This is a genomic window from Leisingera sp. MMG026 (genome assembly GCF_021654205.1).
Taxonomy (GTDB): Bacteria; Pseudomonadota; Alphaproteobacteria; order Rhodobacterales; family Rhodobacteraceae; genus Leisingera.
The window spans coordinates 58,618-76,528 of record NZ_JAKFZM010000024.1 but is presented as its reverse complement, the minus strand read 5'-3'; the positions used below and the strand labels follow the sequence as shown (position 1 = coordinate 76,528).

Below are 17,911 nucleotides of genomic sequence, written 5' to 3'. Positions count from 1 at the left end.
GGTATGAAAAAAGCTTGCATTCATCGGGACAATGGTATGGACCCCGCCGCCCTCGGGCGGCGTATCTTCGAATGGAGATTGGAGGATCATAACATGCAAATCAAAAGGATCGGCCTGGATCTGGCCAAGTACGTTTTCGAAGTTCACGCAGTGGGTACGACTGAAGAAGTGGTTTTGCGGAAGACCCTCCGGCGAGACGCTGTTGCGCAGTTCTTCGCAGAATTGCCGCCCTGTATTGTTGGTATGGAAGCCTGTTGCGGATCGCATTATTGGGCACGGGTTCTGACCGATTTGGGCCACGAGGTGCGGCTGATCTCTCCACAGTTCGTGAAACCTTATGTGAAATCGAACAAAAACGATCGCAACGATGCCGAAGCGATTTGCGAGGCTGCCGGCCGGCCATCAATGCGGTTTGTCCCCCCTAAGTCGGCTGAACAGCTTGAAATCCAAGCGGTCCACCGCATCCGCCAGCGCGTGGTCGCAAACCGTACCCGGCTGGTAAACCAAGTCCGCGGTTTGCTTGGGGAACATGGTGTCGTGGTGGCGCGGGACATCACCCGCATCCGGCGTGCCCTCAGTGAAATAGTCGATAACAATCAGGGCGAATTTGGGGAGATCTTCATTGATGTGTTGCGCGACATGCGTGAGGAACTGGCCGAACGCGACAGCCGTCTTGCAGGCTGCAACCGGCGGATCAAGAACCTCTTCCGCGCCAATGAGATGTGCCAGCGCATTGGTCAAATCGAAGGTGTTGGCCCGATTACAACAACGGCATTGGTGGCAGCAGTCGGTGATAAATCCTGCTTCAAGAATGGTCGTCAATTTGCCGCGTGGCTGGGGCTCGTTCCAAAGCAACGGTCAAGCGGTGGAAAAGCACGCTTGTTCGGGATCAGCAAGCGCGGTGACCGATACCTGCGCACACTGCTGATCCACGGCGCACGAGTTGTGCTTGGAAAGGCGGCCGGGAAAACCGATCCGCGCAGCCAATGGATCGCGCGGATGCGCGAACGACGGCATCCGAATGTCGTCTCGGTGGCACTGGCTAACAAGAACGCTCGGATAGTCTGGTCGCTCTTAGCGAGAGATCAGAACTACCGCCCAGAAGCCGCCGTGTCGTTGGCTTGAACGGCACCTCGGAAAGTCAATAAAGGAGAGCTACCCAGAATATTGCAACATCTGCCAGGAGATGGAAAAGGGTCACGCCCGTTGCTTCTCGAACCTGATGTGTGGATCGGCAAGGTCAGCACCGATGCCTTAGGGGCGATGAGGAAGAAGCAAGCGGAAATCCATCGGGGCTCGCAGCAACGAAGTATCGGGCCGCCCTAAGAAGCCGGATATACATCAGCAATCGCGACCTCGAAGCCGGAACCAAACAGACCGTTGCAATCAGGCGGGGTCCATATACATCCACACAGGCGTCCCTTGCCTGTCTCAAGTGGGTGATCCCCAGCAGGAAGCTCACCCTCGTTGGCAGGCGGGAGGGGCAGATGGCGCGGGTCCTGCCGCACATTTTCCGCAAGGAGATCCTTGCGGACAGGTTCGAACGGGCAGTCATTGGCTTCAAGAAAGATGTGCCGATCGACCGTATCCGCGAGAAACAGGCGGTGTTTTCGAAGAGCCTCAAGAAATGGCGCGAGATGCATCCTCACTTAAAGCCTTGGGAAGCGCTACAGACTTGGACTTCCGCGAACCTGAAGCCTGCCTACCGCACCAACCCAAACGACCAGCCGAAAAGCTCGTGGGCGGGTCCAATCCCCGCTTCGGCCGCGTTCCCGCGCATAGGGGGGCATAGCCCTATCCAGATGGCAAACGAGATCGACAAGGCCGTTGGCTTCCCGATCCTGTCAGCACGCTATCGTGCCGCCTATCGAGGGCTCGGGATCGACGACCCGGAACTCCGTGCCGCCATCACCCGCCGGGTCATCCACGCGACGATCCAGCCGGCCTCCACCTTCATGAACCCCATTCGCGAGCGCGTCAGCATCGTCCAGCGGGCAGGTGGCCGCAGCTCTCGCGTAGGCGCCACATACATCAACGGCGCTGCCAGCAATCCGCGCGTCCTGATCGCCCTGATGAACATATGGCGCGTGCACTGCAACTTCTTCAATTGGAGACCCTACAAGCTGCCTCTGGAGGGGGAGGCAAAACCTGGAGAAGGCCCAGAGGCGTGCGCTGTGGAGGGGGCTCCTGATACGGCAGAAAATGGCGAGCCGTTCAGGCGCATCGCTGTGCCGGGGACAGACAAGGCGATCCTTGTGCCGAAGAGGCGTGCCAGCAAGGCCGTCCGCACCACTCCGGCAATGCGGACGGGTGTCCATCAGCCGTCGCAACCAAAGGGCTCGCAGCAGGAAGCAGACAGTGTCGAAAAGGCGGAGGCCTCCGGCGGAGCCTTCAAGAAAAAGCGAGACCGTCGGCGGGACGATCGCTCTCACCTGCCCAACCTCTCCAGGATTCTCTATCAACCGTGGCGGTTCCACGGCACGCCAATGTCGGCAAAACTTCAAGGTCGCTAAAGGCCCGAAAGGAAAAACGGGCGGCAGTTTCCTGCCGCCCGTGTCCTACAACTCGGAATGGCTCCGCCTCACAGGCCGCCTTTGAAATTTTCGCTGTACAGGCAACTTACCAGGCAACCTACATATGGATCACCCGGTCATAGGCATCGAGCACCGATTCATGCATCATCTCGGACAGCGTCGGATGCGGGAAGACGGTGTTCATCAGGTCTTCCTCGGTGGTTTCCAACTGGCGGCCCACCACGTAGCCCTGGATCAGCTCGGTCACTTCCGCACCGACCATATGGGCGCCCAGCAGCTCACCTGTTTTGGCGTCAAAGATGGTCTTCACCATGCCTTCAGCCTCTCCCAGCGCAATCGCCTTGCCGTTGCCGATGAAGGGGAAGCGGCCGACCTTGATGTCATAGCCCAGCTCCTTGGCCTTCGCTTCGGTATAACCGACCGAAGCCACCTGCGGCTGGCAGTAGGTGCAGCCGGCAATGCTTTCGGGCTTGACCGGATGGGCGTGTTTGCCCGCGATCAGCTCGGCCACCATGACACCCTCGTGCGAGGCTTTATGCGCCAGCCAGGGCGCGCCGGCGATATCGCCAATCGCGTAAAGACCATCCACCCCGGTGCGGCAGTATTCATCCGTCACCACATGGGTACGGTCGACCTTGACGCCCAGCTCTTCCAGCCCCAGGCCCTCGACGTTGCCGACGATGCCCACGGCAGAGATCACGGTGTCGAACTCCTGCTTTTCAACCTTGCCGCCAACCTCGATATGGGCCGTCACTTTACCCTTGCCGCGGTCCAGCTGCTTGACCATGGCTTTCTCCATGATCTTCATGCCCTGTTTGACAAAGGCCTTCTTGGCAAAGGCGGAGATTTCCGCGTCTTCCACCGGCAGCACCCGGTCCATCACTTCAACCACCGTGGTATCGGCGCCCAGCGTGTTGTAGAAGCTAGCAAATTCAATACCGATGGCACCCGAGCCGATGACCAGCAGCTTCTTCGGCATCCGCACCGGGTCCAGCGCGTGTTTGTAGGTCCAGACCAGATCGCCGTCAGCCTCAAGACCCGGCAGCTCGCGCGCCCGTGCACCGGTGGCCAGCACGATGTGTTTGGCGGTCAGCTCTTCAGTGCCCTTATCGGTTTTGACCGACACCTTGCCCTTGGCCGGAAGCGACGCCTCGCCCATCACCACGGCAATCTTGTTCTTCTTCATCAGGTGGCCGATGCCCGAGGACAGCTGTTTCGCCACCCCGCGCGAGCGTTTCACCACCGCGTCCAAGTCATAGCCGATGTTTTCCGCCTTCAGGCCGAAATCCTTGGCCCGCTCCATCAGGTGAAATACCTCGGAGGAGCGCAGCAGCGCCTTGGTCGGGATACAGCCCCAGTTGAGGCAGATACCGCCCATATGCTCGCGCTCGACAATGCAGGTTTTCAGACCCAGCTGTGCGGCACGGATGGCCGCGACATAGCCCCCCGGCCCGGCGCCGATTACGATCACGTCATAAGATTGTGCGGCCATAGTGCTCCCTCGCCCTCGAACAGGTTCCAAAACTAGTTTACCGTTAAACTATTTTTTTCTACGCTGCAATCATCCTCTGCTGCGGCATAGCGGCCATGCAAGAAACAGCGCAACGCCGTCTGAACAGGCTATGCTGCAGGCAAACATCCCGCCAGCAGATTTTTGCGTTCGCCTTGAAAAGGCTGCAACTGGCAGGATCACAACAGAAAACGCCGCGCCCCTTTCAGGGCGCGGCGTTTTCTATTGCTTCAGACCCGCGACAGGACCGGGTTCAGCCCGCAGCTTGCACTTGCCGCACGGTCTCGCCGTAGCCGCCCGCCATCACGTAATCCAGCTCCGGCGCGGTGCTGGCGCGGTGCAGCGCCTCGTTGCGGTAGGGGAAGCGGCCGAACTGGCGGATCACCTCGCGGTGGGCCCGTGCATGCAGCAGGTTGCTGGTGCCGGTCTGGGGCATCCGTTCCAGCATCAGCCGGATGCAGCGTTCCTGGTCGCACAGGTTCTCGGAATGCATCAGGGGCAGATAGAAGAACTGGCGCGCCGGTTCGTCGATCTTCTTGTCCCATTTCTTGTTGATCGCCACCTTGGCCGCCGACAGCGCCGCCCGGTCAGAGGCAAACGCCTTGCCTTCGCCGCGGAACATGTTGCGGGGGAACTGGTCCATCAGGAGGATATAGGCCAGGGTGCCGCTGGGGTAGGTCAGCCAGAAGGAAAACCTGCCCTCGCAGGCCTCCTCCCAGGTCTTTTGAAACGTCGTGCGGATCTCTTGATCCAGCGCGTCATCCTGCAGATACCATCCCTTTTCCCCAACCTTATCGAGCCAGAATGCAAGTATCTCTTCGGGACCAGTCATCGGTCGTAACTCCAAGTTTTTCCTGACCCTAACTTCAGGCCATTTTACATTACCTTTACAAGTAACCTTGGGTCACAAATTGCGACAGGCAAGCCCTCTGTGTGAAATAATCCTCACAATTCCGGCTGGTTAGCGCAATCAATTATCATCAACGGCGGTTTCCTGCTCTTCCAGCTCGGTCTCAATCGCGTATTCCTGGGCAAACTCAACCGCCACAGGCGTCGAGCTCGGATACATCGCGGCAAAGCTCCCGGTCTCGTCAACCGGCGTCGCAGCACGCTGGGTCATCCGGTAAGCCGCATAGGCGGCCATCAGGAACATCAGCGCCGCAATCAGTGCAAAGAAGCCAGCCGGACCAAACACCGCGTCGCTCATCAGCCAGCCGGTGATCATCGGGCCGGCAATGGCGCCCAGCCCGTTGATGAACACCAGCCCGCCTGATGCCGCCGCCATGTCCTCATGCTCAAGGTAATCGTTGGTATAGGCGATCAGCAGCGAATACAGCGGGTTCGACAGGCCGCCGATAATAAAGGCCGCAACCAGCAGCATCTTAAAGTCCATGCCGTAGATAAAGCCCAGCACCGCGCCGCAGCCGCCTGCAGCCGCCACCATCATGATCAGCAGCCGCCGGTCCATCCGGTCCGAGACCCAGCCCAGCGGATACTGCAGGATGGTGGCGCCGATATAGAAAGTGGCGATAAACAGCGACAGGTTGCCCAGGCTCAGCCCCGCAGCGGCGCCGTAAACCGCGCTCATCCCGAACTGGGCGGAAAACACGCCGCCCAGAATGAACATGCCGACACAGCCCAGCGGCGAAATCCGCATGATCTCGCGCAGGGTCATGGGCTTGGTGGTGTCAAACGCCGGGGTCGGCGAGATCGACAGCAGAATGGGCGCAAAGGAGATTGAAACCAGGATCGACGCGATGATGAACGCCTCGTAACCGGCTGGATCTCCGACCTGAATCAGCCCCTGCGCAGCGATGATACCGACCATCTGCACGATCATGTACAGCGACAGCGCCTTGCCCCGGTTGGAGTTGTCGGCAGAGTTGTTCAGCCAGCTTTCCGCCGTCACATACACGCCGGAAAAGCAGAACCCGATGATCACGCGCCCCAGCCCCCAGGCAACGGTATTCGGCAGCACCGGATACAGGATCATCACCGCTGAAATGAACGAGGCCAAGGCCGCAAACACCCGCACATGGCCAACCCGGCGGATCATCTCCGGCGCCAGCCGCGAACCACCCAGGAAGCCAACGAAATAGGCCGCCATCACAATCGACATCTGGAAGGTGGAAAACCCTTCCAGCTCGCCGCGCACACCCAGCATGGTGCCCTGCAGGCCGTTGCCGACCATCAGCAGCATCATCCCCAAGAGCAGCGCCCATGCGCTCGACAGCACCTGCAGCATTTCATGCCTCCTTTGAAAGCAAAGCAGCCCTCCACAAGGGACGGGCTGCCATCACATTTGAATGTTATGTCCGGGCGATCAAGGCTCGCTTGGCCGGTATCGCTGATTCAGATTTCAATTTCATGACCCGGATTGCGCAATCCGGAGCCATGGTTGCGGCGCTTGTCTATGAATTCGCGCCGCTTTTCTGAGGTGTATCCGCCTTAGCCGGGATCAAAAGCGACGCGTCGCCATAAGAAAAGAACCGGTAGCGGTTTCCGACAGCATGTTCATAGATCCTGCGGATCTCCTCCTGCCCCATCAGCGCCGACACCAGCATCAGCAGGGTCGATTTCGGCAGGTGGAAATTGGTCATCAGCGCATCCGCCACCTGAAACCCGAACCCAGGATAAATAAAGATATCCGTATCGCCTTCCCAAGCGTGGATCTGCCCGTCCTTGGCGGCGCTTTCGATCAGCCGCAGCGCGGTGGTGCCAACCGGGATCACCCGCCCGCCTGCGGCCTTGGTCGCGGTGATCTCCGCTGCCGCCTGTGCGCTCACCTTGCCCCATTCCGCGTGCATCCGGTGGGTGGTCACATCCTCCACCTTGACCGGCAGGAAGGTGCCCGCGCCCACATGCAGGGTGACATAGGATACGTCTACCCCGCGCGCCTTCAGCGCTGCCAGCAACGGAGCGTCGAAATGCAAAGAGGCGGTCGGCGCCGCCACCGCACCGGTATTGCGGGCCCAGACGGTCTGGTAATCGGTCTTGTCCTGCTCGTCCGCCGCGCGTTTGGCGGCGATATAAGGCGGCAGCGGCATCGCGCCGGCCTCAGCCAGCGCTGCGTCAAAATCCGTGCCGCTCAGGTTGAAACGAAGATGACCCTGGCCTTCGGAAACCGTTTCCAGCGTTGCGCTCAGATCGTCCGAGAAAACAATATCTTCCCCCGGCTTGATCTTTTTCAGCGGTTTCAGCAACGCCGCCCAGCTGCCATCGGCGCGCGGCTCCAGCAGGGTCGCTTCGATTTTGGCCGCCACCGGCCCTTGGGCGCTGTCACGGTGGCGCAGCCCGCTCAGCCGCGCCGGGATCACCTTGGTATCGTTCAGCACCAGCCGGTCGCCGGGTTGCAGCCATTGCACCAGATCGGTCACCTGGCCATCATGCAGTTCCCCGCCAGCAGCCACCAGCAGCCGCGCCGCGCTGCGCGGATTGGCAGGCCGGGTGGCAATCAGATCGTCGGGCAGGTCGAAGTCGAAATCGCTGAGTTTCATGTCGCGCGCTATAGGCTGTGCTGCAGGGGAAATCTACGGTGTTTTTCGCCGTTTGTCAGGATCACTTGTCGGCGCCCCGCGGTGTCCGGTACTGCCTGCGCTCTTCTTGCGCCTCTTCTTCTTCCGCCGTAAAGGCGCGCTGCTGGCCTGGCACCTTTGGCGCCGGCCCGCGGAAAATTTCCCGCAGAAAACCCGGCGCCAGACCCGCCAGCGGGTTGACCGAGACCGCTGGGTCATCCGCCGTGCCGCGCAAGGTGAAGGTGAAACCAATCAGCCCCTCGCCGTCGCGCGGCGCCAGGATCCTGCCGATTGCGTTGACTAGGTAGATCGGCGAAATCACGCCGCGCATGTTCAGGCGGCTATTGTTCAGATCATAATTGCCGTCCAGCGACAGCCCCATCGACGGACCCACCGCGCTGCTTTGGTGCAGAATCAGATGCGAGGCACCCAGCCGGAACCGCCCGTTCATGCTGGTGAACAGGATGCCCTGGCCGGTCATCTCATCCAGCAGCCCGATCAGGCTGATGGCATTCAGGATCGCCGCCATTGACGGTGCATTGCGGATCCGGATGTTTCGCACATTGACCTTGCCGTCGTATTCGCCCGGTTTATCTGCCGGGATCAGGGTCATTTCAAAACTGCCGCCGCGGCCGTGTTCAAACATCCCGGCCGAGCGGAACACGCCCCCGGCATCATTGGCCCGGATCCGCGCCGCCGTGCCGCCGTTCTGCGGCACCACGGTGCCCGCCACTGGTGTCTGGCCGTTCAGGCGGGCGGTGAATTCACCGTTCATGCCGCCTTGGGTGGAAAAACGGCCTTGAAAATTCTGCAGCCCGATACTGTCGGTCACCTGCAGGTTTTGCAGCCGCAGGGTTACCGGGCTCGACCCGCCGCCGCTGCTGCTGCCGCCGCCGCTGGCTGAGGTAGCCGAAAACGGCGAACGGTTCAGATCCAGCCGGCCGCCGGTCACCTCGATTGCAGGCGGCGCGGCACCGCGCCCGCGGAACGTGACGGAGCCGCGGAACCAATCCCCTGCCCGCGCTGATGAGAACACCGCCTGATCCAGCCCGCCGCCTTTGCGCGTGGCCACACTCCCGGTGGCAGCCAGCCCCGGCGCCTGCAACGTCAGCTGTTCTACCGCGGCGGTCTCACCCAGCAGCGCCGAAACCGACAGCTTCCCCTTTGCCGCTTCGCCCTTGCGCCAGCTGATCTCGGGGATCCGCAGGCCAAGACCCGTCAAATCCGACTGCAGTTCCAGACGCGGCGGCGCCCCTGGGGCCAGATCTACCGAATAGCGCCCCTGGCCTTTGCCAAAGACCGCCCCGCGCGGCAGGCCAAGATTAAAGGCCTCCACCGCCTGCGCCGACAGTTCAATAGTCCCCTCCACCCGGCTGTCCGGCGGCGCGTCCTTGCCGATCCGCTGCTGCCAGCTGGCCGTCAGCGGAACACCCGACAGGCTGCCTGCACCGCTGAGGCGCACTTGGCTCTGATTGCCCTCGACGTCCAGCAGCGGGGCCGCCGCCACATGCCCCGGCACCAGTATTCTGCTTTCCACAGCGCGAATCGTGCCGCGGTAATGATAGAGGATCTCCTCCACCGGCACCTGCTTTTGCAGCGGCAGCGCCAGCGTGCCCTCCGCCTCCACCAGCCCCTCGGCCAGATCCACCGGCAGGCTGGCCTTATCCATCACCCGCAGCGGTTCCCGGTTCAGCAGCGACAGCGCCGCCGTGGCCGATCCGCGCGCCATGATCCGGGCAATGCCGGGGGTGCCGTCCTTGGCCGACACATCCGGAATGATGAAAGAGGTGCCAGCCACATCAACCGCGCCGCCCTGCTCGGCCGTCACCGTGCCGCCAGAAGCTGTCACAACAAAGCGGTCGCCGTACAGGCTCAGCTGGCCCGCGGCCCTGCGCACCGGCGGCATGAATTTCTGAAACAGCACCTCGGCGCCGTCAAAGGCCAGATCCAGGCTGACAAAGGGCTTGCCGCTGCCGCGCCCGCGCATGTGAAACCCGACATTGCGCACCTCGCCGTCCCGCAGGTTCTCACGGACCCAAAGACGCGGATTCGGCGCCAGCGGCTCCGGCCACAGTTCCTTGACCCGCTGAACAGACACCTGATCAACGCTGCCATTCAGATCGTAATCCCAGCCCTCGGGGCCAGCACCGATATCGCCGTCAAAATGAATGCGGCTGTCCCCGTCGCGCACCAGCATCTCGCCAAGGCGCAGCCGGAACGGGGCAAGGCTCAGGTCAAAATCCGCATCAACGCCGGGAAATTTAATGGGGGTTTCAAACAGGCGGCGCGGGTTCAACTCCAGATCGGAAAACCGCAGCTGCCCGACCAGCCCGGACAGCTGCCCGTTTTGCACCCCGGCCAGGCTCGCCTGCCCCTGCATCACCCCGGACCCCCAGCCGCTTTGCACACTGAGTTCCGAGAACTTCAGCAGCTGCTCTGCCGGGTAATAGGTGAAATAGCTGCGCGCGCCGGTAATCGGCACCGGCCGGGTCTGGGCGGCCGGCTGGATCACACCTTCGCCGATGCGCAGGCTGGCCTGTACCGGAGCAATCCCGCCGTCGCTGAACACCTCGCCGCGCAAGGAACCGGAAATCGGCGCCCGCAGCACCCCCAGCCAGCCAAGCGCCGGGCTTTGCAGAGCGATATCCTCGCTGGCGATATCCGACACCAGAAACCCGAACTCCGCCTCCGGGCTGCCGATCCCGGAACTGTAGCTGGCCTCCACCGTGCCCACGCCGCCGCGTCCGCTCAGGACCGAAAACACCGCCGACAGAGACACCTTGCTGCCGTCACGCTTCAAACCGATCCGGCCGCCGTCCAAGGTCCAGGCGCGGCCCAGCCGGTCGTCGGTGTAGGACAGCGTCAGCGCGCTGGTCTCCATGCCGGCAAGCGCGGCCAGCACCGGTTTTTGCATCTGACTGTCCCATTGCTCGATCAGCTCAGCCAGATTGCCTGCCTGCCGCGACGGCAGCCCGCCGCTGGCAAAACTGATCGCAAAAGAGCCGTCCTTGTTGCGCCGCAGCGCCGCAAACAAGCCGTTCAGCGAAATCTGCTTGGGCTGCAGCTTGCCGCGCAGCAGCGGCCGCATCGCCAGGCTGGCCTGGGCATCGGCCAGCTGTGCAAACAGGGTGCCGTCCGGGTGCCGCAGCACCACATCCTTCAGACTGACCCGCGGCCTCAAGCCCTTGTTCACCACCACATGAATGGCACCAAATTCGATCTGCAGCCCGTTCAGATGCCGCTCGATCCGGGTTTCCACCCGGCTGCGCACCCAATCCGGCGCATTCAGCCGGGTGCCGATCCCGAAATAGACCGCAGCGGCTGCCAGAAAGCTCAGCAGCGCCAGCATCCAGATACACCCGCGCAGCAGCCGCCAGCGCCAGCGGCGGCGCGCAGGCCGTTGCGCCGTGCCGTGACCCGGCTCCGAACCGCGTCCAGGCACGGCTTCAGCACCCGGTCCCGGACCCTTCACGGGCACCGCCTCAGCAGCAGCGCGGTTATTCTCGCCGGCAGGTTTGATCTCAGCTTTCCCTTTGCTGCTCTTGGGTTATGTTTGCCGCGCAGAGATTTTGCGCAAATGACCGGAGACAGGCCAATGCTCGACGTATCAGATCCCGCCCCTTCCTTTACCCTGCCCCGCGGCGGCGGCGGAGAGGTCACTTTGTCCAGCCTCCAGGGCGCGCCCGTGGTGCTGTTTTTCTATCCCCGCGATAATACCCCCGGCTGCACCAAAGAATCCATCGGCTTTTCAGAGGCTTTGCAGGCATTCGCCGATGCCGGCGCTCACGTTTTCGGGATTTCCAAGGACAGCCTGAAGAAGCATGAGAATTTCACCGCCAAACATAGCCTGACAACGCCGCTTTTGTCCGATGCTGACAGCACCGTCTGCGAGGATTACGGCGTCTGGAAGGAAAAGAGCATGTACGGCAAGAAGCATTGGGGCATTGAGCGTTCCACTTTCCTGATTGGCGCCGATGGCCGCATCGCCCGCGTCTGGCGCAAGGTCAAGGTCGACGGCCACGTGGATGAGGTGCTGGCCGCCGTCCAGGCGCTCTGATCCGACGGCCGGGGCTCTCCCGCCTGCTCCGGCTGCTCTTGATAAGAGCAGCCCTCACCGTTGGGCCGGGCGCCGCCCGCAGGGCGGCGCGCAGCGCGCCAAGGCGCGCTGCCATGCCCAAGGCTGCCAGGGTGATCAGCCTGCTGATCACCCGCAGGCGCGGGAGCACCGCCGTTTTCCGCTCTGGACTCCGGCTGCCAAATCAGGTGAACCCGGCGCATCCCGCCGATTGAGGAGACCCCTATGGACACCCAGCCCCTTTCGCTTGCTGAACGCGCCGCCGAGGTGCTGACCACCGCAGATGGGCGCGCCAAGACCGCGCTGTCCCGCCGCCATGCCGCCGAGTGGTTCGCTTACCGCAAAGGCGATGCGCCGGAAATCGCCATCGGCACCGCCACGCCGCCGATGCACCCGGCCCGCCCGGACCGGCCACAGCTGCTGCACCCGCGCGACGTGCCCAAACGCAAACCGGGATCCGAAGCCGGCCGCATCGCCCTGCTGCACGCGGTGGCCCATATCGAGCTCAATGCCGTTGACCTGCATTGGGACATCATCGCGCGGTTTTCCCATGTGCCGATGCCGATGGGATTCTTTGACGACTGGGTCCAGGCTGCGGATGAGGAATCCAAACATTTCAATCTGATGTGCGACTGCCTTGAAGCACTGGGCAGTCATTATGGCGCCCTGCCTGCCCATGCCGGCATGTGGCGCGCCGCTGAGGACACAGCCGATGACCTGATGGGCCGCCTCGCGGTGGTGCCGATGGTGCTGGAGGCGCGCGGGCTGGACGTCACCCCGGGCATGATCGAAGTCTTCCGCAAGGCCGCCATCACCCAGGCCGTGGACGCTTTGGAAGTGATCTATGCCGAGGAGGTCAGCCATGTCGCCTATGGCTCCAAATGGTTCAATTTCCTCTGCGGACGGGACAACCTTGACCCGAAAGAAGTGTTCCACGCGCTGGTACGCAAGTATTTCCACGGGCCTCTCAAACCGCCTTTCAATGAGGAAAAACGCGCCGATGCCGGCCTGCCGCCGGATTTCTACTGGCCGCTGGCCGATCAGGACCGGGTGCTGCCCGGCAGCTGAACCGGACCTGCGGCCTGCGGCCGCCGCTGCACCGAAGGTCCTGTAACAATCCTCACAACAAGGCCCGGGCCGGATCACCAACCGGTGAGATCGCGCCGCAGCGAATTGACGTTGCGGCCCCGGTCCCGATGTTCAGCAGAAGCAAAGCGCCAGCTTACCCCGCACAGGAGACCAACTGCAATGATGATGTCCGCCGATCGCCGCGCCCGTCCCGCCTGCCCCGGCTTCAATGTCCAAACCCTTGGCCTGATGTTTATTTCCGGCTTCTTTGCCACCAACGCTTTTGACCTTTGGGGGCAGGTGATCAGCCCTGGCCTGGGATTCGCCAGCCTGTCGCCGCACGGGCTGGCCCGCAGCCTCCTGGGCAGCCTTGGCCTGCCAGACGGCGATTTTGCCGGCTATTTTGTGCATTTCCACCTGGTCGGCCTGATCGGCTACCCGGCGGGCGGGCTGTTCATCTTTGCTCCCGTCTGGAACCGGGTGGCAGGCGGCACCCATTGGTTGCTGCCGTCTGCGCTCTATGGCTTTGGCCTTTGGGTTTTTGCCATCGGCGGCATCACCGCCATCGCCGGGCTGCCGTTCTTCCTGAACTTCACCGGAATCGCCTGGGTCGCCCTGGCTGGCCACGTGCTTTACGGGATTGTCCTGGTGGCTATCCTGCGCCTGATCGGCCGCTCCCCGGATTGAGAACCGGATGAAACCCGGCAACTTAGCCGGGTCTCCCCGGCGCAAGCCCCGGTTTCTTCGGCAATTTTCCGCCTATCACACGGCTCCTCCCGCCGCTTCCCTGCCCAAAGGGTCAACAGGCTTGCCCAATGGCGCTGCCCTGTCTATTCACTTCGCCCAAGGCACCGGCTCCGCCTTGAGGGGCCTGTGCAGAACGGGACAGGGACCAGACTTTGCGCACACGGCTCGCGATCAGAATCCACAGCTTTCTTGAACGCCGCTTCCCCGAGCGGCGGGTGTTCCTGAAGTCCGACAACGATACACGCTTCATCCGGCTGCGATCAGAAACCCAGCTGGCAGCCGTTGCAGGCGTTACCCTGTTTACCGCCTGGACCATTGTCGCCACCGCGATTGTGCTGATGGACAGTATCGGGTCAGGCAACTTCCGCGAATTGGCCAAACGCGATCAGCAGACCTACCGCGAGCGGCTCAACGCTATCTCCGATGAACGCGACACCCGCGCCGTTGAGGCCCTGGCGGCGCAGGACCGTTTCAATGCCGCGCTGACACAGATTTCGATGATGCAGTCTGAGCTTCTGGCCTCGGAAACCCGCCGCCGCGAGCTGGAAACCGGCATCGAGGTTATCCAGTCCACCCTGCGCGACACCATGCGTCAGCGCGACACTGCCCGCAAATCCCTGGCGCAGCTCAAGGCAGACACCCAGGACGAGAACGCCCCTCACGCTGTCATCGCCAGCGCTTCGGCGCAGATGGACCTGCTGGCAGGGGTGCTGTCGGACACCGCAGCGGAACGCGACCGGATCATGGCCGATGCCCGCGACGCCATCGGCCAGCGCGACGAGCTGGAACTGGAACTGCAGCTGATGGACGAGCGCAACAGCCAGATTTTCCGCCAGCTGGAAGAAGCGGTGGCGGTTTCTGTCACCCCGCTCGACAAGATGTTCCGCAACGCCGGCATGCCGCCTGAGCGTATTCTGGAACAGGTCCGCCGCGGCTATAACGGCCAGGGCGGGCCGCTTGCCCCTTTGGCAATGTCGACCCGCGGTGAGGAACCCACAGCCGAAGCGCTGCGGGCCAACAGCATCCTGGCCAAGCTGGATCAGCTGAACCTTTACCGCCTGGCCGCCCAGCAGGCGCCTTTTGCCACGCCGGTGAACCTGGGCCAGGTGCGCCAGACCTCGGGCTTCGGCTACCGCCGCGACCCCAAGACCGGCGGCCGCCGCCTGCATAAAGGGTCGGATTTTGCCGGCGGCACCGGCACCGATATCTTTGCCACTGCCGACGGCGTTGTCACCCATGCCGGCTGGCAGTCGGGCTACGGCAGGATGGTCACCATCCGGCATGCCTTCGGCATCGAAACCAGATACGCCCATAATTCGAAACTCCGCGTTACAAAGGGCCAAAGGGTCTCGCGCGGGGATCACATTGCTGATATGGGTAACACCGGACGGTCCACCGGGACCCACCTCCATTACGAGGTCAGGGTCAACGGGCAACCTGTAAACCCCATGATCTACATCAAGGCTGCGAGAAATGTTTTCTAAAAGCAAAATCAACGAGCCCGGGCCGAAGCAGGCCGAAGCAACCCCGGCTCCCACTGCTGCGCCGGCGGCTCCGGTCAGCGACTACAGGTCCAGCGCCCCCAAGGCCAAGCCAGCCGCGTCGCTGCTCAGCTCTGACCTGCACATCACCGGCAACGTTAAGACCACCGGCGACATCCAGGTCGAAGGCACGGTTGAAGGCGACATCCGCGCGCATCTGCTGACGGTCGGCGAAACTGCCACCATCAAGGGCGAAGTCACCGCCGATGACGTGGTCATCAACGGCCGTATCGTTGGCCGCGTGCGCGGCCTGAAGGTGCGCCTGACCGCCACCGCCCGCGTCGAAGGCGATATCATCCACAAGACCATCGCCATTGAAAGCGGCGCCCACTTCGAAGGCTCTGTGCAGCGCCAGGACGACCCGCTGAACCCGGGCGGCCGCAAATCCGCCCCCGCCGCAGCACCTTCTGCCGTTCCGGCTCCGGCCCCGTCTGCAGCCGTAAAAGCAGCGACTGCCGCGCATAAAGCCGAGGGCTGATCCGCCGTTACTGCCGGATCCGGCATGACCATTTCAAAAGCCGCAGGCCATCGCCTGCGGCTTTTTTGTACCCGGTCAGCTTCGCATTCTGCCAGTCCCGCAACGGTATCTTGTATTCCTTACCTTGCACCCACGAGTTGAGGCCGATAGTTAACACGGAAAATACAGGACTGCGGCCCGGCACGCGGCACAACGAAAAGGGTATTTTAGGGAAATGGCGACAGTAAACTTGAATGATCCGAGCGGAACCTGGTCGCTCAATGACCTGAACTCTCCGGATTTTGCCAACGCAAGCATCACAACGCAAACTTCCAGCCTGATTGTCTTTACCGGCGCCAACGGGGCTGGCTTCAGCCTGACCGGGGATTTTTCCTCCGCGTCCCCTTATTCCTGGACGCTAGAGTCTCTCAGCATCACATCCTACGGAACTCAAGTTCTTTCGTTCTCCGACTTTTCGATGAATTTCTACACGTTCGCCTCCTCCAGCGGCGCACGTCTGGAAGCATCCATTCTGGCCGGCAGCGATACAATCACCTCCAACATGGCCGAGGGACAGCGCTGGCTCACCCATGGCGGCAATGATACAATCAAGCTTGGAACCGGCGACGACACGCTGTACGGCGGCAGCGGCACGGACCGCCTGATTATTGCCGACACATTCGGCAATGCGTCTTTCTCCTCAAACTTCAGTACGGTCACAATCGACTCGGGCGATGGCCGCGATATTGTGTCCTCGATCGAACAGCTGGAGTTTTCCGACCGGACCTTTGCCCTGACAACCGGCAGCTACAGCGGCAATTCCCTGACCGGCGACACATCCGCCGGGCTTTCCAGCGACCTGATTTTAGGCGGTGCCGGCAATGACACTTTGTCCGGACTGACCGGCAGCGACCTGTTGCTGGGCGAAGATGGCAATGACCGCCTGCTGGGGGGCGCCGGCCGCGATACTCTCAACGGCGGCGATGGCGATGACGATCTTTGGGGCGGCAGCGGACGCGACCTGCTGATTGGCGGCATGGGCGATGATCTGCTGATTGGCGGCAAACACGGCGACAGGCTGCTGGGCGGCGGCGGCGCCGATGAGCTGAAGGGCGGCCATGGCAAGGACGTTCTGATCGGCAATTCGGGCAACGACCTGCTGGTCGGCGGCGGCGGCAGCGATACACTGAAGGGCGAGTCCGGGCGCGACATGCTGCTGGGCCACAAGGGCAACGACGTGCTGACCGGCGGCAGCAATGCGGATACCTTCATCTTCCACAAAGGCCACGGCAACGACACTATCACCGATTTCACCGCCGGAGAGGACCGCATCGCGGTCGGCCGCGGCGCCTCCCGGCTGAGCCAGCTGGATTTTGACAGCCAAGGCGATGACGTCCTGGTCTCCTTTGCCAATGTCACCATTCTGGTGGAAGACATCACCGTGGCGCAGCTGCAGGACGCGGACAACTTCCTGTTCTGACCACTGCAATCATTGACCTGCTCAAGGCGCGCCCCGGCGGCGCGCCTTTTGTCATTTCAGCATCCACCGCCCGTCCGGCCAGAAGGCGTGAAAGGCAAAGGCAAACATCACATCATGCGCCACGTCGAACCCGCTTGCGTCGCGCACCCGGACCGAGCCGATGTCCCGCCCCTTGGCCAGCGTGCCCGCATCCAGCGCCGAGGCCTGCCCGGCCCGCCAGCTGAGCACCACGCCCGCTTCACGGATCTCGCCCGTTTTTGCCAGCCGCGCCAGCGGCCAGGCCCGGCTGCCGACCCGCACCACCCGGTCCAGCGGTGCCAGCCCATGCGGCGGCGGGGTGCCGTCATACAGAAACGGCCAGTCTGACGTGTCATACCCCCGGTAAGGGTTTTGCCCGTAGCGCCTGATATAGCCAGGCTGCGCCATCACCAGACCATCCGGGTTGCGCGCTTTGAACTCTTGCCAGCTTTCGACCCAGCTGGGCAGGCTGGCCAGCCGCTGGCCGCTCATCTCGCCGGCAATGCCGGTGCCGATCGCCTGCTGCCACCAGCTTTGGGTTTCGCGGTCATACATCACCATGTCGGAATAACGCAGCTTGCCGGTGACCCCGAACCGCAGCACCCCCGCCCGGGTGCGCCGGTCAAATGTCATCGCCGAATTGCACAAAGGGCAATAGGTCACCGCCACCGGCACGCCTGCCACCACATCGTTCACGATCTCATGCCAGGTAAGGTAACGCAGCGGATAGGCGCGGGCCGGCGCGCCCTCTATTTCCAGCGCGATCACCGGCTCCCGCGGCGTCAGCCGCCGGTCCTTGGCCGCCGCTGTGAACTGCGGCGCATCCAGCGCCGGAATGCCGTCCTTGGGCACCCCGCCGGAGCGGATCTGCCCCCAATCCCCGACACTCGTCCGGCTGAAATCGGTTTTCGGCCATTCCCGTTTCCACTGGGCAGGCTCAGCCTGCGCCATCCAGGGCAAAAACAT

The 17,911-nt window shown here is 62.5% G+C and carries 14 protein-coding genes; 8 read left to right on the top strand and 6 right to left on the bottom strand.

Features of this window, described 5'->3' with window-relative positions; genetic code table 11:
* Positions 1 to 93 precede the first annotated feature (93 nt).
* Both L1069_RS14530 and L1069_RS14525 read left to right on the top strand, forming a co-directional pair.
* Positions 94 to 1,125 carry an IS110 family transposase gene (locus L1069_RS14530; protein ID WP_237456137.1) on the top strand — a complete coding sequence of 344 codons (1,032 nt, stop codon included), beginning with the start codon at positions 94 to 96 and terminating at the stop codon, positions 1,123 to 1,125.
* 362 nt (positions 1,126 to 1,487) lie between these two features.
* Entirely contained in the window at positions 1,488 to 2,513 is a 1,026-nt protein-coding gene (locus L1069_RS14525; protein ID WP_237456135.1) for a hypothetical protein, read from the top strand.
* A gap of 118 nt (positions 2,514 to 2,631) precedes the next feature.
* On the opposite strand, the gene lpdA is transcribed toward L1069_RS14525, so the two are convergent.
* The 5 genes from lpdA to L1069_RS14500 form a co-directional block, all read right to left on the bottom strand.
* The gene (gene lpdA, locus L1069_RS14520; RefSeq protein WP_237456134.1) at positions 2,632 to 4,026 is read right to left on the bottom strand and encodes a dihydrolipoyl dehydrogenase; all 1,395 of its coding nucleotides are present in this window, start codon (positions 4,024 to 4,026) and stop codon (positions 2,632 to 2,634) included.
* Between the two features lie 271 nt (positions 4,027 to 4,297).
* Entirely contained in the window at positions 4,298 to 4,876 is a 579-nt protein-coding gene (locus L1069_RS14515; RefSeq protein ID WP_237456133.1) for a DUF924 family protein, read from the bottom strand.
* 138 nt (positions 4,877 to 5,014) lie between these two features.
* Positions 5,015 to 6,289, bottom strand: a complete 1,275-nt coding sequence (locus tag L1069_RS14510) for an MFS transporter (RefSeq protein WP_237456132.1) — start codon at positions 6,287 to 6,289, stop codon at positions 5,015 to 5,017.
* Positions 6,290 to 6,455: 166 nt separating this feature from the next.
* A complete protein-coding gene (gene queA, locus L1069_RS14505; protein ID WP_237456131.1) occupies positions 6,456 to 7,541 on the bottom strand; it encodes a tRNA preQ1(34) S-adenosylmethionine ribosyltransferase-isomerase QueA in 1,086 nt (361 codons plus the stop codon).
* 61 nt (positions 7,542 to 7,602) lie between these two features.
* Positions 7,603 to 11,031, bottom strand: a complete 3,429-nt coding sequence (locus L1069_RS14500; protein WP_237456130.1) for an AsmA-like C-terminal region-containing protein — start codon at positions 11,029 to 11,031, stop codon at positions 7,603 to 7,605.
* 123 nt (positions 11,032 to 11,154) lie between these two features.
* On the opposite strand from L1069_RS14500, the gene L1069_RS14495 reads away from it, so the two are divergent.
* The 6 genes from L1069_RS14495 (at position 11,155) to L1069_RS14470 (ending at position 16,927) form a co-directional block, all read left to right on the top strand.
* Complete coding sequence (locus L1069_RS14495) at positions 11,155 to 11,616, top strand: peroxiredoxin (RefSeq protein ID WP_129370991.1); 462 nt, start codon at positions 11,155 to 11,157, stop codon at positions 11,614 to 11,616.
* Positions 11,617 to 11,859: 243 nt separating this feature from the next.
* Complete coding sequence (locus L1069_RS14490) at positions 11,860 to 12,702, top strand: ferritin-like domain-containing protein (protein ID WP_237456129.1); 843 nt, start codon at positions 11,860 to 11,862, stop codon at positions 12,700 to 12,702.
* A 180-nt stretch (positions 12,703 to 12,882) separates the two neighbouring features.
* Positions 12,883 to 13,389, top strand: coding sequence for a hypothetical protein (locus L1069_RS14485; RefSeq protein ID WP_237456128.1), 507 nt, complete (start codon positions 12,883 to 12,885; stop codon positions 13,387 to 13,389).
* 212 nt (positions 13,390 to 13,601) lie between these two features.
* On the top strand, positions 13,602 to 14,933 hold the full coding sequence (locus tag L1069_RS14480) for a M23 family metallopeptidase (RefSeq protein ID WP_129370993.1): 1,332 nt from the start codon (positions 13,602 to 13,604) through the stop codon (positions 14,931 to 14,933).
* Positions 14,923 to 15,468: a polymer-forming cytoskeletal protein gene (locus tag L1069_RS14475; protein ID WP_129370994.1), complete on the top strand. Its 546-nt coding sequence runs from the start codon at positions 14,923 to 14,925 to the stop codon at positions 15,466 to 15,468. Before L1069_RS14480 ends, L1069_RS14475 begins: the two co-directional genes overlap by 11 nt.
* 214 nt (positions 15,469 to 15,682) lie before the next feature.
* Entirely contained in the window at positions 15,683 to 16,927 is a 1,245-nt protein-coding gene (locus L1069_RS14470; protein ID WP_237456127.1) for a calcium-binding protein, read from the top strand.
* Positions 16,928 to 16,978: 51 nt separating this feature from the next.
* On the opposite strand, the gene L1069_RS14465 is transcribed toward L1069_RS14470, so the two are convergent.
* Positions 16,979 to 17,911, bottom strand: coding sequence for a DUF3179 domain-containing protein (locus tag L1069_RS14465; RefSeq protein ID WP_237456126.1), 933 nt, complete (start codon positions 17,909 to 17,911; stop codon positions 16,979 to 16,981).

Excerpts from the sequence above, each read along its gene's own strand:
- L1069_RS14530 (WP_237456137.1), top strand. The coding sequence starts at position 94 with ATGCAAATCAAAAGGATCGGCCTGGATCTGGCCAAGTACGTTTTCGAA.
- L1069_RS14525 (WP_237456135.1), top strand. The coding sequence starts at position 1,488 with ATGGCGCGGGTCCTGCCGCACATTTTCCGCAAGGAGATCCTTGCGGAC.
- lpdA (WP_237456134.1), bottom strand. The coding sequence starts at position 4,026 with ATGGCCGCACAATCTTATGACGTGATCGTAATCGGCGCCGGGCCGGGG.
- L1069_RS14515 (WP_237456133.1), bottom strand. The coding sequence starts at position 4,876 with ATGACTGGTCCCGAAGAGATACTTGCATTCTGGCTCGATAAGGTTGGG.
- L1069_RS14510 (WP_237456132.1), bottom strand. The coding sequence starts at position 6,289 with ATGCTGCAGGTGCTGTCGAGCGCATGGGCGCTGCTCTTGGGGATGATG.
- queA (WP_237456131.1), bottom strand. The coding sequence starts at position 7,541 with ATGAAACTCAGCGATTTCGACTTCGACCTGCCCGACGATCTGATTGCC.
- L1069_RS14495 (WP_129370991.1), top strand. The coding sequence starts at position 11,155 with ATGCTCGACGTATCAGATCCCGCCCCTTCCTTTACCCTGCCCCGCGGC.
- L1069_RS14490 (WP_237456129.1), top strand. The coding sequence starts at position 11,860 with ATGGACACCCAGCCCCTTTCGCTTGCTGAACGCGCCGCCGAGGTGCTG.
- L1069_RS14485 (WP_237456128.1), top strand. The coding sequence starts at position 12,883 with ATGATGATGTCCGCCGATCGCCGCGCCCGTCCCGCCTGCCCCGGCTTC.
- L1069_RS14475 (WP_129370994.1), top strand. The coding sequence starts at position 14,923 with ATGTTTTCTAAAAGCAAAATCAACGAGCCCGGGCCGAAGCAGGCCGAA.
- L1069_RS14470 (WP_237456127.1), top strand. The coding sequence starts at position 15,683 with ATGGCGACAGTAAACTTGAATGATCCGAGCGGAACCTGGTCGCTCAAT.
- L1069_RS14465 (WP_237456126.1), bottom strand. The coding sequence starts at position 17,911 with ATGTTTTTGCCCTGGATGGCGCAGGCTGAGCCTGCCCAGTGGAAACGG.